Here is a 12,305-nt window from a genome sequence, read left to right as displayed (position 1 = left end):
AGAGGCATATGCCCCTAATTATTTAATTCTTAATTTTTGTCCTGGTGTTAATTCAGTATTTGAAGATAAACCAGGGTTTAATTCTAATAACTGTTGAACAGTCAAACCATTGTTTACAGCTACACGATATACCCCTTGTCCAGCGCCAACTGTAGCATATTGGGCATTAGTTGTACTTTGGCTTTGTGCTGTACTACTTGCTTGAGCTTGACTTGATTCTTGTGCCTCATTATTTTGCTGTGTTGAACTTACACTACTTTCTTCAACGGCTGAGCTAGAAACAACTTCACTTTTTTCACTTGATTTTTTAGAAGATTTCTTAGCTTCTCTTTTTTTAGAAGATGAAGAGGACTTCTTTTTTGACGATACAACCTCTATTTTGTCACTATGGGTTGTATGTTGCTTAGCCGTTCTTTGCGATAAAAAATATAGGCCCACCACTCCAATAATAATCACAACAAAGACAATTAATAAAGAAGTTGTTAATGCTGTATTCTTCTTTGAATTTTGTCTTCTAGCAGTTCTAGATAAGTTACCTTGAGCATCTTTTTCTTCTTCGAAAGTATTTTCCCAAGGCTTTTTTGAATGATCATTTGACTTTTTTTGATTCAAAATTACACCTCATATCTTTTATATCCTAAAATATATTACCACAGTTAAAATAAAGAATGCTATAAAAATTTATTTAAGGTTGCATTAGATCGCAAATAATTTTTTCATTAATTCTTTGTAATCTAAAAATTCAATTTTTTCTTTGGTTTGTTCTTGTAATTTTAGTCCTAATTGTTTCAAATTATAATTTTTATTATATGTGCAACAATTTTCTCCATGTTTAATCTTTTTCAAATCTTGAAAATAATCTAAAATATATTGTCGCTTACACTTGTCTGAATTAATATAATCAATCATTTTAATTAATGCCTGATTTTTATCTCTTTTTCTCTCTGCAAAAAATTTAAGCAAATCATCTGCAGAGATATTCATTGCAAAAAATGCTTTTAATAATTCAAACTCTTCGTTTTTAATATTATGTAAGAGTTCTTTATGTTCTGCGTAGTATTTAATATCTGATACAGTCGGAAGAGAGCCCTTTAAAATTTGATACTGAATGTTTTCATCACCTAAACAATAAAGTAATATAGCAATACTTTGCTTGCCATCTCGACCAGCACGTCCAATTTCTTGTACATAACTTTCTAAGTCTCCAGGCAAGTGATAATGAATGACATACCTAATATCTTTTTTGTTAACTCCCATTCCAAACGCGCTTGTTGCACATATTAAATCCAATTTGTTATTTATGAATTGGTGTTGAACAGAGTAACGATCTTCTAAATTTAAATCAGCATGATATGATGCAACTTTCAGTCTTGTTTTTTTATTTAACAATTCTGCAATCTCATCTGCTTTTTTCTTACTAGAAAAATAAATCAACCCTGGTCCTTTAATAGTACTAACTAATTCTATTAAGCGATTATTTTTTTCTTTTTCACTATCTAATGTTTCAGTTGCAAGCATTATATTCGGACGGTCTACTGAATATCTAATTACTTTATCTTCAGAATTAAAATTCAATTCTCTAGTAATTTCATTAGCAACTTTTGGCGTTGCTGTTGCAGTTAATGCCAAGACTAATGGATTTTTTAATTTTTCCCTGATTTCTCCCAATAATAAGTAATCTGGTCTAAAATCAGGTCCCCATTCAACAATACAGTGAGCTTCGTCTACAACTAATAGTTCTATTCCTATTGTTTTGATTTTTTGAAAAATATATTCATTTTTTAAAATCTCAGGAGATGCAAAAATAAACTGATATTTTTCTAAATTATGCAGTATATAATTTCGTTCTTCTCGACTTAAACTAGAAGTCAATGCCACAACATTTGTCAATTTGTTATATTTCATTTGCTCTACTTGATCTTGCATTAAAGAAATTAACGGAGAGATAACTAATACGCGTCTACCAGTTATCTTGGCAAATAATTGATAACAAAGCGATTTTCCTGTACCAGTTGGTAAAATTGCCAATGTTGAATGCCGATTTAATAAACTTATTAAAGTTTCTTCTTGGCCTTCTTTAAATTCATCAAATCCAAAATATTTTTTTAAACCTTCATGTAGAATTTCACTTAGTTCTTTGCTCATCATGTGACCTCATTATGCAAAATAATCTAAATTTGAAAAATGAAATATTCATTTCATCCTCATTCATTTTATTAAATTGCCACTTATCAATATTTCCTTGGTATAAATTATCTAAATATTCGACTTCGTTCTCATTTATGAATTTGTTGTATGGAAAGTTTTTTTCAATAATAGCTAAAATTTCTATATGTTCTTGAATTGTACTTATTTTGAGTTTTCTTTCTGTAACAATTTGTTTCAATGATAAACCAGAATCAAATAATTCCTTAGTCTGTTTAATTGTATCTGAAAAAATTCCTGATAACATTGATTTTTGCACTAATAATGATAAATGATCCTTTTTTGATAAGATAAAATATGCAAACTGAACTGCTAAATCATGAAATATAATATCAACATCAAGCGTGTTTAAATTGTAGTGATGTGCAATTTGGTCATTTGATAACCCTGAATAATCATGACCTATTAATTTTTGTGAAAAAATATCAGCTTTAAGTTCATCTTGTTGCTTTAAAAATGCCATTAAACAATCTTTAACTTCAGTTTTCAATTGTTCAAAGCCAAATTTGTTAATCCATTGCTTAACTAAAAACTGAGCTTGAAGATTATTAGATGCAACATAATATTTTTTATTTTGATAGCTATATTCAGAACTGACTTGTATCATTAGTAACATTAATGCATTCCACAATGAATAGTTAATTTTCAAGAAAAGTTCAGGGTGATCAAGTTTATAATGACATTCATCAAACTTGTTTTTCATTTCAATTCCCTTTTCGCTCAACAATAATTCATTATCGTTATGAATTAATAAATCTTTTTGAATTAATTTTTTTATTGCCATATTAAATTTTTCAGTATTTAACGTTGGAATTACATTTAAATAATTTAATAGTTGATATCTCATCCCCCAATATAATGAAGAACTCGTTTTTTTATTTGATAAAATTTGGCGAATTACTGCTGGTTTTCGAGATTGTTTATCACTGAAAAAATGTAATAAATAATAATTCATTGTATTTCTCCTCATTAATTCAATAAAATTATTATATTATATCAAGATTTAAATTGAAAAATATATTATTAAATAATTGTTGGGCATGCCTAAAAATACTTTTAATTCGATTGAATTAAGAGTATAATTACCCACTGAAATAGAAAGCGAAAGGTGGTTTTCGATGTGTCAAGCACGGAGAAACGCGGTAAACATCATGAATTTATCGAGCACGTTGATTCAGATCACGGCCAATCATTAGCGGAAATCAATGGTACTGTTAAAGTTCCGAAAGGAAAAGGATTTTGGCGAACATTGTTAGCTTATTCAGGGCCTGGAGCATTAGTTGCTGTTGGATATATGGATCCCGGTAACTGGTCTACTTCAATTACAGGTGGACAAAATTTTCAATATTTATTAATGTCTGTCATTTTAATGTCAAGTTTAATTGCGATGCTTCTTCAATATATGGCAGCTAAGTTAGGGATTGTTACTCAAAATGATTTAGCACAAGCAATTCGGAGAAGAACAAGTAAACCTTTAGGAATTGTTTTGTGGATTTTAACTGAGCTAGCAATTATGGCTACTGATATTGCGGAAGTTATTGGTGCAGCGATTGCATTATATTTATTATTTGGAATCCCACTAATCGCAGCAGTATTCATTACAGTTTTCGATGTATTATTACTATTATTACTAACTAAAATCGGATTTCGAAAGATTGAAGCCTTAGTTGTAGCTCTTATCATGGTAATATTATTCGTCTTTGTTTATGAAGTTGCACTATCTGATCCAAATTGGGGAGCAGTTATTCGCGGTATTATACCAACAGCAGATACATTTTCTACTAAACCTGTTGTAAATGGTATGACACCTATTCAAGGAGCATTAGGTATCATTGGGGCAACGGTTATGCCACATAATCTATATCTACACTCTGCAATTTCACAAACACGTGAAATTAACCATAATGATGAAGAAGAAGTTGCAACAGCAGTTAAATTTTCTGCTTGGGACTCAAATATTCAATTATCAGTTGCTTTAATTGTAAATGCATTACTTTTAGTAATGGGAGTTGCTGTATTTAAGACAGGTGCTGTAAAAGATCCATCATTCTTTGGTTTATATCAAGCACTTTCAGATACTTCAATGTTACGAAATCATGTTTTGATTAGTATTGCAAAAACAGGTGCTTTATCAGCATTGTTTGCTATTGCCCTACTCGCATCTGGTCAAAATTCTACAATTACAGGTACATTAACTGGACAAGTAATCATGGAAGGTTTCATTCATTTACGTGTACCTTTATGGGCAAGACGTTTAATCACACGTTTAATTTCAGTAATTCCTGTTTTAATTTGTGTTTCAATGACTGCAGGAATGTCTAAATTAGATCAACATGAAGCATTAAATAACCTAATGAATAATTCTCAAGTATTCTTAGCTATTGCTTTACCATTCTCAATGGTTCCACTATTACTATTAACCAATAGTAAAGAAGAAATGGGAAGGTTCAAAAATTCATTATGGGTTAAAATTGTTGGTTGGATTTCCGTTATTTCACTTACATTCTTGAACCTTAAAGGTTTACCAGATTCTATCTTAGGATTCTTTGGACAAAATCCAACTGTAAGTGAAACTCATATGGCAAATACAATTGCAGCTATTTTGATTGTTGCAATTCTCGCATTATTAATTTGGATTATCGTTGATTTTACACGAGCAAATCGTAATATTGCCAAAGAAAGTAAGCAAAATGGTTAACTAATTGATTAATAAAAAGACACTTTGTAATTAATACAAAGTGTCTTTTTTTATCTTTTATTGCTAACCATTTTTTCAAGCTTATGAACTTCATTATGAGATAATGGTCGAAATTGACCAGCAGTTAAACCATCAAGTGTTAAGAAACCATATCTTTCTCGTTTAAGTTTCTTAACTGGATGTCCTACTTTTTCAAACATAATCTTAACTTGATGATAGCGACCTTCATGAATTGTGATTGAAACAATCGCTGTATCAGTCTTTTTATCTGAAGATAAAATCTTCACTTTTGCAGATGAAGAACGATGATGATCATCAAGTTTAACTCCAATTCGAAGTTGTTTTAAACTATCATTTGATGGAATTCCCTTAACTTTTGCAACATATGTTTTTTCGATTTTATATTTGGGATGCATTAATTTATTAGCTAATTCACCATCATTGGTCATCAATAGTAAGCCAGATGTATCATAATCAAGTCGTCCGACTGGATATAAGCGTTGCGGAATGTCTGTAAAATAATCAGTTACAACCTTTCTGCCCTTATCATCCTTAACTGCAGAAATTACACCACGTGGCTTATAAAATAAGAAATACTCTTTTGTTTCAACTTGTTCAATCAGTTTGCCATTAACTTCAACAAAATCATTACCATTTACTTTAGTACCTAATTCAGTTACAACTTTACCATTAACTTTTACTTTTCCTGCTACAATTAATTTTTCACTTGCTCTTCGAGAAGCTACTCCAGCTTGCGCCATATATTTTTGTAAACGTATAGCCATTATCTCGCCTCTTATTCTTCTTTTATTGTTTTTTCAAATAATTCCATTAAGTCATCACTTGATTCTTCATTTTCGTTTTCTTCTTGATTAAGAGGTGGAAGATCTTTTAATGATTGCAATCCAAAGTGATCAAGAAATTCTTCAGTAGTTGCATAAAGAATTGGTCTACCTGGAACATCTAATCTTCCACTTTCTTTAATTAATCCTAAAGTAAGTAATTTTTGAATCATATTACTTACTTTAACTCCACGAATTTCTTCGATATCAACCCGAGTTATTGGTTGTTTATATGCAATAATTGATAATGTTTCAATTGCTGCTTGTGAAAGTGATGTAGTTGTTGGAGTTTCAAAATAATCTTTAACTAATTTTGAAAATTTCTTTTTAGTGGCTAGTTTTAAGGTTTCTCCTGCTTGTAAAAGTTCAAAACTACAATTACTATCTTTTTGATACTTTTCAGAAAGTAATTTAACCTGTTCTAAAACTGCTGGTTTAAGTAAACCTGTTAAATGAGAAATCTCAGTGACTGTAATTCCTTCACTACCACTCACAAAAATTAAGCTTTCAATTTTAGCTTGATTAGATAACATTAATGAACTCCTCTTTCTAAAGTAATTGGTCCTAACTCAATAGGTTGAGTAACTAATGTTTCTCCACGTTTAATTAATTCCAATAAAGCTAAGAATGTCGTTACTAATTCTTCCGCTTCAACTTGTTCACCAAATAAACTGTTAAATTCAATTGGATGATTAACCTTCATTAGTTTATTTTTAATTCGTGAAATTTCATCTTTAATAGAATATTTTTCCACATTAACTTTCCGACTAATTGGTTTTACAATCTTCTTATGTATAAGCATCCTTTGAAATGCATTTTGTAACAATTCTACTGACATTTGTTCATCTGACAAACGACCAATTTTAGCATCATCAGGAATTTCTGCTTGTTCACGTGAATAATGTTGCTGCCGCTGAGTTTCCAAAATTTGTAACTGTTGGCTAGCATTTTGAAATGTTTCATGAAGTAAAAGTTGTTGAACCAGTTCCTCACGCGGATCTTCAAATTCTTCTACTATTTCTTCATTTTCTACCTGTTCAGTTGGTAATAACATTTTACTCTTAATATTTAATAACATTGAGGCCATTACAAGATATTCTCCTGCAACATCTAGTTGAAGAGTTTGCATTTCATGCAAATAATTCATATACTGACTAGTAAGTTGGGCCATTGGAATATCATAAATATCCATTTCATTTTGACGAATCAAATGAAGTAATAAATCTAATGGTCCCTCAAACTTTTCGAACTTAAAAGTAAGGCCATCTTCTACTTGATTAGTTTCGTTTCTTTTCATTTCTTTGTTCCCATTTAGTAATCATAGGAGCAATATCCATGTTACCCATCATTTTATGATCTGGATATGTACTATTTAGTGCATCTAAAATATCAAAACAAACATCTTGATCTCTTGCAGATGGTGATAAAGCAATTTGACGTAACATTACAATATCATCACTGATTTCAACTCCTACAATTCCTGTAAAGTCTTTATTCTCATCTTTCCATAGATATAATACTCGACTTTCGTCTTCTTGATACCATTTGATTTCTGCTTCTAATCTTGAAATTTCTTTCAAGTCAGGGATAAAAGATAATAATCCCATTGCAATTTTTTGATAGTCGTTTTTATATTTAACTAACATTTAAAAAGTCTCCTACTACACTTTCCTCTTATACCAATAATTATTCAAGTAATGTATAACATTAACTTGACAATGTAAAGCTAATTGATTTCATTTAGGTAAAGAGTGCCTTCTGATTGATGAACTAAACCAGCTTTCATCAAATGTCCAATTGCGCGTTTAAATGCACCTTTACTAATTCCAAAATAAGTTTTGATTTCATCTGGACTTGACTTATCTGTAAAAGGTAATGTTTTACTTGGTGAATGTTGTAATGCTGCTAAAATCATTTGAGCATCATCACTAATTGCTTCAAAAGCTCTTGGTTTAAGAGATAAATTTAATTCATTATTCTTATTTATTCCAATTACGCGTGCATGTACAACTTCACCTAAACGTGGTTCTTGATCACGTTCTGAGGGATGAATGTAACCTAATTTATAATCGGATGTAATAACATGAGTTCCGTTTAATTTTACTTGATAGACCGTTGCTGTAACATCTTTGTTTTTCATTCTACTATCAGCTTTGTCACTCACACCTTCAATCATCTCATCCGTTGCAAGTTTACCCCATACACGTCCTTGTGAGTCAACTGTAAGAGCAATTAATAAACGGTCGCCTTTATTTGGCCATAATTCAGGTAATGCAGGCATGTCATCCATTGAGACAACGAAATCTTTATTAGGTAAACCTACATCAACAAAAACACCTAAATTACGTTGAACTTTAACTACTGTTCCCCATGCATATTTATCAATTCCACTCTTAGGTGGATTTTTAGTTAATTGAAGATCATGTTTTTCATTTTCATAGGCCCATCCTGTAATCTTTGAACCCATTTTTGGTAGTTTAATTAATTCATTCTTTGCTAATTTAAAGGTTAATCCTTCAAACTGAGCAAAAATATAATTTTCATTCTCATCTGTAACTGTTGCAGTTATATTATGAGCTAAAATATCTTGTAACAATTTATCCACCTATTTCTAAAAACTTAAATGCAGTAATGTAACAATAACATAAGTAATACCACTTGCAATTACCGGACCTGCTGCGATTCCTTTAAATAGTACAACACCTAAAATTGTACCAAAAACAAGCGCAACCGTAACTTGTGGTGAAATTGATAATTGATCAACACCCCACTTAGATAAAATGGCAACTAAAATTCCACATCCAATTGCAATCCAACCAGCTGGTGACTTTACAATATTTACTAAATCATGAATCGAAATTTCTCCTGTTGCAATTGGTATTAAAATTGAAATAGAAATTATTGTTACTCCCCAGTTGATTCCTTTATCATGTACAGTTTCCATAAATTTACTAGCAAATGGAAGTAATTTTAGTAGCATTACAACAACTGTTGCAACAATTAATGAGGTGTTTTTACCAAACATCGCTACTGCTAAAATTAAAAATAAAAAAAGCCAGCTTTCCATTATAAATTCCTCTTTCAGTATACATAATATTCACTATTTTAACGAATTTTAATCATTTTTTCAAAATTATTTTTTGATTGCCCAATCTTCAGGTAAATAAAATTCCTGTTTTATAATTCGTGTATAGTTATAATTGGGCATTTTAAATAGGAATTCTAAAAATGAATTTTTAAATTTCCAAGTAGCTGTTGTAGTAATCATATATGCATCTTTTGAGTCTTCAACGATTTTTATAGCATGTTTATTAATCTTAGTTTTAATTACACCCTTCTTAGTTCTGTATTTAATTTTTTCTCTGCTAATAGCAATTTTATTTTTACTATTTAGAGGAACTAATTGAGTATTTTGAATTTGATCGACTTGAACCATTCCTAAATGTTCATTCCAATTTAACATAGACAAAATTAAAGATAATGCACAGATTACCATAGCAATCCAGCCAAACCATATTCTCCATTTAGAAGGTTTCATAAATAAATTAAGGGCTAAATAAATAACCGCACTTAAAATGCCAATTATTAAAATGATCATTTTATATCTCCTTCAATATATTATCAACTCGGATACTATTATAACTTTAATAGTAAAAACATTTTCCTTTTTTAACAAAATTTCTTCTATTTTTTAAATCCGTAAAAAAATCTTGACATATACTTATATTCTTTATATACTGTTAAAGTGTTGTTAATACATATGGAGGATTACCCAAGTCTGGCTGAAGGGAACGGTCTTGAAAACCGTCAGGTCGGGGCAACTCGGCGCGAGAGTTCGAATCTCTCATCCTCCTTTCTAATAGATTGAAAAGATCCGTCCATTACGGATCTTTTTATCTATTTTATTAAAACTGTTATAATTAAAGCGATGGAAAGTTGGCAGAGTGGTAATGCAGCGGACTCGAAATCCGCCGAACCGGCAATAACCGGCGCGCAGGTTCAAATCCTGTACTTTCCTTTATAAAACATTCCTTTATTAAGCACCGTGAATCTTTGATTTTACGGTGTTTTATTATATTATGAATTTATATATTGTATATATCATCCTCATATTCTTTATGCCCGAAAATGCTATATAGCTAATTCAATCAAGTTGCGGGACATATTTTTTATGTTATAATTAAGTCGTAAATAAAAGTTTCAACATTAAAAAGACTTCAATGGTTAAATGGTTCCAGCATCTAACCAAAGAAGCCTTTTTATTTTGCTGTTACTCAATCATCATCTCCTATGTTTAAGCCATTCTTTGAATAGTTCAGTGACACAATTAACAATGATTGGTGCAACAACGAGTGTAAATAAAAGTTCCAACATCTACCCTCCTTTCTCAAGAAGGATAATTCTATTTTATCTCAAATTTAAATTGGATTAAAATTATCACCTATTCTTCGACGTATATTCCTTTCATGTTACTTTATTTCAATTTATTTTTTAATAATGTAATATTCACTACTCAAATTTTAATAAAATTATTGATATAAATGTGAATTAATATTAAAATATATTTATCTAAAATGTAAATTATTTTATTTAATAGAGTCCAAATCTTGATGACGTTAAAAGCTAAGTAATTATTTTTAGGAGGTATTAATTATGGTTAAAAAACTAAAAATTAATACATGGACAGCCATTTTTAATATTATCAATTGTGTATTATTCACTATTTCATGGTTTGTCATTTTCGGTACTGCATTTTCTGATGCTGCGGGTGCAACAGCTGGAGCAACTGATGGTGCAGCAGTATTCTTTTATGGCATGGCGTGGGTTGGAGTTGTTTTGAATGCAATTTGTATTTACCAATCTCACAAGAATGGCATTAAAATGACTGGTGGTATTTTAGGAACTATTGGAAGTGTTTGTTTTGGATTTACAGCATTACTTGCTTTTCCTGCAATTGTTTTATTAATAATTTCATGTGTCTTTTTATTCCAACAACATGCTGCTAAAAATACTACTAATACAAATGCAGAACAATAATTAATACATAAGCTCCTTTTTTTAGGGAGCTTTTTTACTACATTAAAAAACCTCTATTATGAATTCATAATAGAGGTTTTTATATTCTTTATTATTTAACTTTTCGATCTTTAGATAATCCATGGCGCATTATATAAACTATCATTAAAACAATTAATAATACTGCACCAACTGAAACAGAAACTCTTGTATCTGGATTAATAAACATAAATACAACAATGATAAACATTGATAATAATGCAATGTAATTTGATAATGGATACAATGGTAATTTAAATGGATGATCCTTCATAATTTCTGGATTATTTTTTCTAAAGTGTAATTCTGCTAATAAAATTACAAACCATGGTACCATTCCTGGTAGAACACTAGAACTAAAGATAATAACGAATAAATTTGATGTTGATTTATTTAAAGCAGCAAGGACTGTGTTTAAAATAAATCCTAATAAAATACCAAATGAAATTGCTAAAATAGCTCTATTAGGTACCATATGTTTAGATAACTTACCTAATGCTTTAGGAGCATCACCTTCGTGTGCTAATTTGAATAGCATTCGACTTGAACTGTAAATTCCAGAGTTTGCACCAGACATTGCAGCTGTTAATACAACAAAGTTAATAATTCCTGCAGCACTTGTAATTCCAATCTTAGCAAATGTTTCTACGAATGGAGAACCAATTGAACCTAATTTATCCCATGGGTAAATAGTTACAATAACAAAAATAGCACCAACATAGAAAATTAAAATTCTCAAGATTACTGATTTAATTGATTTAACAATTGCTTTTTGTGGTTCTTTAGCTTCTCCAGCTGAAATTCCTAATAATTCAATTCCTTGATATGAACCAACTACAATAGCTAATGAGAACATAAATCCTTTAAAGCCACCTGGGAAGAATCCACCATGACTCCATAGGTTTGAAAAACCAATTGGAATACCGTGATGACCAATTCCAAATACGATAATCAATAAACCAAGAATAATCATTAAGATAATTGTTACAACTTTAATCATTGAAAAGTAAAATTCCAATGTACCATATGTTTTAGCTGATAATAAATTGGCAGCAGTTAAGAAAAAGATAACAACTAGCCCTGCCGACCAATCTGGTAAATTAGGCCACCAATAATTCAAATATTCAGTTGCCGCAACAACTTCACTCATACCAACTATGATATATTCGATTACGTTTGACCACTCTGCCATATATCCAGCCATTGGATGAACATATTCAGTTGCAAAACTTGCAAATGATCCTGTTCCTGGATTAATATACAACATTTCACCTAATGCACGCATGATGATATATAATAATACCCCCACAAGAGCATATGCTAAAACAACTGATGGTCCTGTCCACTTAATCGTTGAATTTGATCCCATGAACAATCCAACACCGATTGCTCCACCTAATGAAATCATTTCTAATTGACCAGCAGACATTGATCGTTTAAGTTTTACTTCACTTTTTTTCGGCTCCATTTCGCTTTACTCCTATCAAATTATATTTGCATTATAA

The 12,305-nt window shown here is 30.4% G+C and carries 14 protein-coding genes and 2 tRNA genes; 4 read left to right on the top strand and 12 right to left on the bottom strand.

Annotated features, from left to right (window positions below):
- Window positions 1-18: 18 nt before the first annotated feature.
- The 3 genes from QPK35_RS02795 to QPK35_RS02785 all read right to left on the bottom strand — a co-directional run bounded on the left by QPK35_RS02795 (window position 19) and on the right by QPK35_RS02785 (window position 3,160).
- Window positions 19-612: a LysM peptidoglycan-binding domain-containing protein gene (locus QPK35_RS02795; protein ID WP_290033951.1), complete on the bottom strand. Its 594-nt coding sequence runs from the start codon at window positions 610-612 to the stop codon at window positions 19-21.
- Window positions 613-696: 84 nt separating this feature from the next.
- Window positions 697-2,145, bottom strand: a complete 1,449-nt coding sequence (locus QPK35_RS02790) for a RecQ family ATP-dependent DNA helicase (RefSeq protein WP_290033950.1) — start codon at window positions 2,143-2,145, stop codon at window positions 697-699.
- Window positions 2,126-3,160: a helix-turn-helix domain-containing protein gene (locus QPK35_RS02785; RefSeq protein WP_290033949.1), complete on the bottom strand. Its 1,035-nt coding sequence runs from the start codon at window positions 3,158-3,160 to the stop codon at window positions 2,126-2,128. Before QPK35_RS02785 ends, QPK35_RS02790 begins: the two co-directional genes overlap by 20 nt.
- A gap of 204 nt (window positions 3,161-3,364) precedes the next feature.
- On the opposite strand from QPK35_RS02785, the gene QPK35_RS02780 reads away from it, so the two are divergent.
- Window positions 3,365-4,903 (top strand): Nramp family divalent metal transporter, encoded by a 1,539-nt coding sequence (locus QPK35_RS02780; protein ID WP_435302719.1) that lies wholly within the window; start codon window positions 3,365-3,367, stop codon window positions 4,901-4,903.
- 50 nt (window positions 4,904-4,953) lie between these two features.
- On the opposite strand, the gene QPK35_RS02775 is transcribed toward QPK35_RS02780, so the two are convergent.
- The 7 genes from QPK35_RS02775 to QPK35_RS02745 all read right to left on the bottom strand — a co-directional run bounded on the left by QPK35_RS02775 (window position 4,954) and on the right by QPK35_RS02745 (window position 9,343).
- Window positions 4,954-5,688, bottom strand: a complete 735-nt coding sequence (locus QPK35_RS02775; RefSeq protein ID WP_290033947.1) for a pseudouridine synthase — start codon at window positions 5,686-5,688, stop codon at window positions 4,954-4,956.
- Window positions 5,689-5,699: 11 nt separating this feature from the next.
- Entirely contained in the window at window positions 5,700-6,278 is a 579-nt protein-coding gene (gene scpB / locus QPK35_RS02770) for an SMC-Scp complex subunit ScpB (protein ID WP_290033946.1), read from the bottom strand.
- Complete coding sequence (locus QPK35_RS02765) at window positions 6,278-7,042, bottom strand: segregation and condensation protein A (protein WP_290033945.1); 765 nt, start codon at window positions 7,040-7,042, stop codon at window positions 6,278-6,280. Before QPK35_RS02765 ends, scpB begins: the two co-directional genes overlap by 1 nt.
- Window positions 7,023-7,391 (bottom strand): N-acetyltransferase, encoded by a 369-nt coding sequence (locus tag QPK35_RS02760; protein ID WP_290033944.1) that lies wholly within the window; start codon window positions 7,389-7,391, stop codon window positions 7,023-7,025. Before QPK35_RS02760 ends, QPK35_RS02765 begins: the two co-directional genes overlap by 20 nt.
- Window positions 7,392-7,471: 80 nt before the next feature.
- Entirely contained in the window at window positions 7,472-8,341 is an 870-nt protein-coding gene (locus QPK35_RS02755) for a CvfB family protein (protein WP_290033943.1), read from the bottom strand.
- A gap of 15 nt (window positions 8,342-8,356) precedes the next feature.
- The gene (locus QPK35_RS02750; RefSeq protein WP_290033942.1) at window positions 8,357-8,812 is read right to left on the bottom strand and encodes a DUF441 domain-containing protein; all 456 of its coding nucleotides are present in this window, start codon (window positions 8,810-8,812) and stop codon (window positions 8,357-8,359) included.
- 66 nt (window positions 8,813-8,878) lie between these two features.
- Window positions 8,879-9,343, bottom strand: coding sequence for a DUF4811 domain-containing protein (locus QPK35_RS02745; protein ID WP_290033941.1), 465 nt, complete (start codon window positions 9,341-9,343; stop codon window positions 8,879-8,881).
- A gap of 164 nt (window positions 9,344-9,507) precedes the next feature.
- On the opposite strand from QPK35_RS02745, the gene QPK35_RS02740 reads away from it, so the two are divergent.
- Window positions 9,508-9,599, top strand: a tRNA-Ser gene (locus QPK35_RS02740).
- Between the two features lie 76 nt (window positions 9,600-9,675).
- A tRNA-Ser gene (locus tag QPK35_RS02735) sits at window positions 9,676-9,763 on the top strand.
- A 263-nt stretch (window positions 9,764-10,026) separates the two neighbouring features.
- Here the strand turns inward: QPK35_RS02735 and QPK35_RS02730 are convergent.
- Complete coding sequence (locus tag QPK35_RS02730; RefSeq protein WP_290033940.1) at window positions 10,027-10,119, bottom strand: type I toxin-antitoxin system Fst family toxin; 93 nt, start codon at window positions 10,117-10,119, stop codon at window positions 10,027-10,029.
- Window positions 10,120-10,398: 279 nt separating this feature from the next.
- Between QPK35_RS02730 and QPK35_RS02725 the strand changes: the two genes are divergently transcribed.
- Complete coding sequence (locus QPK35_RS02725) at window positions 10,399-10,782, top strand: transporter (RefSeq protein ID WP_290033939.1); 384 nt, start codon at window positions 10,399-10,401, stop codon at window positions 10,780-10,782.
- A gap of 91 nt (window positions 10,783-10,873) precedes the next feature.
- Here the strand turns inward: QPK35_RS02725 and QPK35_RS02720 are convergent, their stop codons facing one another.
- Window positions 10,874-12,268 (bottom strand): amino acid permease, encoded by a 1,395-nt coding sequence (locus tag QPK35_RS02720; protein ID WP_290033938.1) that lies wholly within the window; start codon window positions 12,266-12,268, stop codon window positions 10,874-10,876.
- Window positions 12,269-12,305: the final 37 nt, after the last annotated feature.

Origin of the sequence: Ligilactobacillus cholophilus (genome assembly GCF_030389495.1) — a bacterium.
Taxonomy (GTDB): domain Bacteria; phylum Bacillota; class Bacilli; order Lactobacillales; family Lactobacillaceae; genus Ligilactobacillus; species Ligilactobacillus cholophilus.
This window is presented reverse-complemented; position numbering and strand designations above follow the sequence as displayed.

Excerpts from the sequence above, each read along its gene's own strand:
- QPK35_RS02790 (WP_290033950.1), bottom strand. The coding sequence starts at position 2,145 with ATGAGCAAAGAACTAAGTGAAATTCTACATGAAGGTTTAAAAAAATAT.
- QPK35_RS02785 (WP_290033949.1), bottom strand. The coding sequence starts at position 3,160 with ATGAATTATTATTTATTACATTTTTTCAGTGATAAACAATCTCGAAAA.
- QPK35_RS02775 (WP_290033947.1), bottom strand. The coding sequence starts at position 5,688 with ATGGCTATACGTTTACAAAAATATATGGCGCAAGCTGGAGTAGCTTCT.
- scpB (WP_290033946.1), bottom strand. The coding sequence starts at position 6,278 with ATGTTATCTAATCAAGCTAAAATTGAAAGCTTAATTTTTGTGAGTGGT.
- QPK35_RS02765 (WP_290033945.1), bottom strand. The coding sequence starts at position 7,042 with ATGAAAAGAAACGAAACTAATCAAGTAGAAGATGGCCTTACTTTTAAG.
- QPK35_RS02760 (WP_290033944.1), bottom strand. The coding sequence starts at position 7,391 with ATGTTAGTTAAATATAAAAACGACTATCAAAAAATTGCAATGGGATTA.
- QPK35_RS02750 (WP_290033942.1), bottom strand. The coding sequence starts at position 8,812 with ATGGAAAGCTGGCTTTTTTTATTTTTAATTTTAGCAGTAGCGATGTTT.
- QPK35_RS02745 (WP_290033941.1), bottom strand. The coding sequence starts at position 9,343 with ATGATCATTTTAATAATTGGCATTTTAAGTGCGGTTATTTATTTAGCC.
- QPK35_RS02730 (WP_290033940.1), bottom strand. The coding sequence starts at position 10,119 with ATGTTGGAACTTTTATTTACACTCGTTGTTGCACCAATCATTGTTAAT.
- QPK35_RS02725 (WP_290033939.1), top strand. The coding sequence starts at position 10,399 with ATGGTTAAAAAACTAAAAATTAATACATGGACAGCCATTTTTAATATT.
- QPK35_RS02720 (WP_290033938.1), bottom strand. The coding sequence starts at position 12,268 with ATGGAGCCGAAAAAAAGTGAAGTAAAACTTAAACGATCAATGTCTGCT.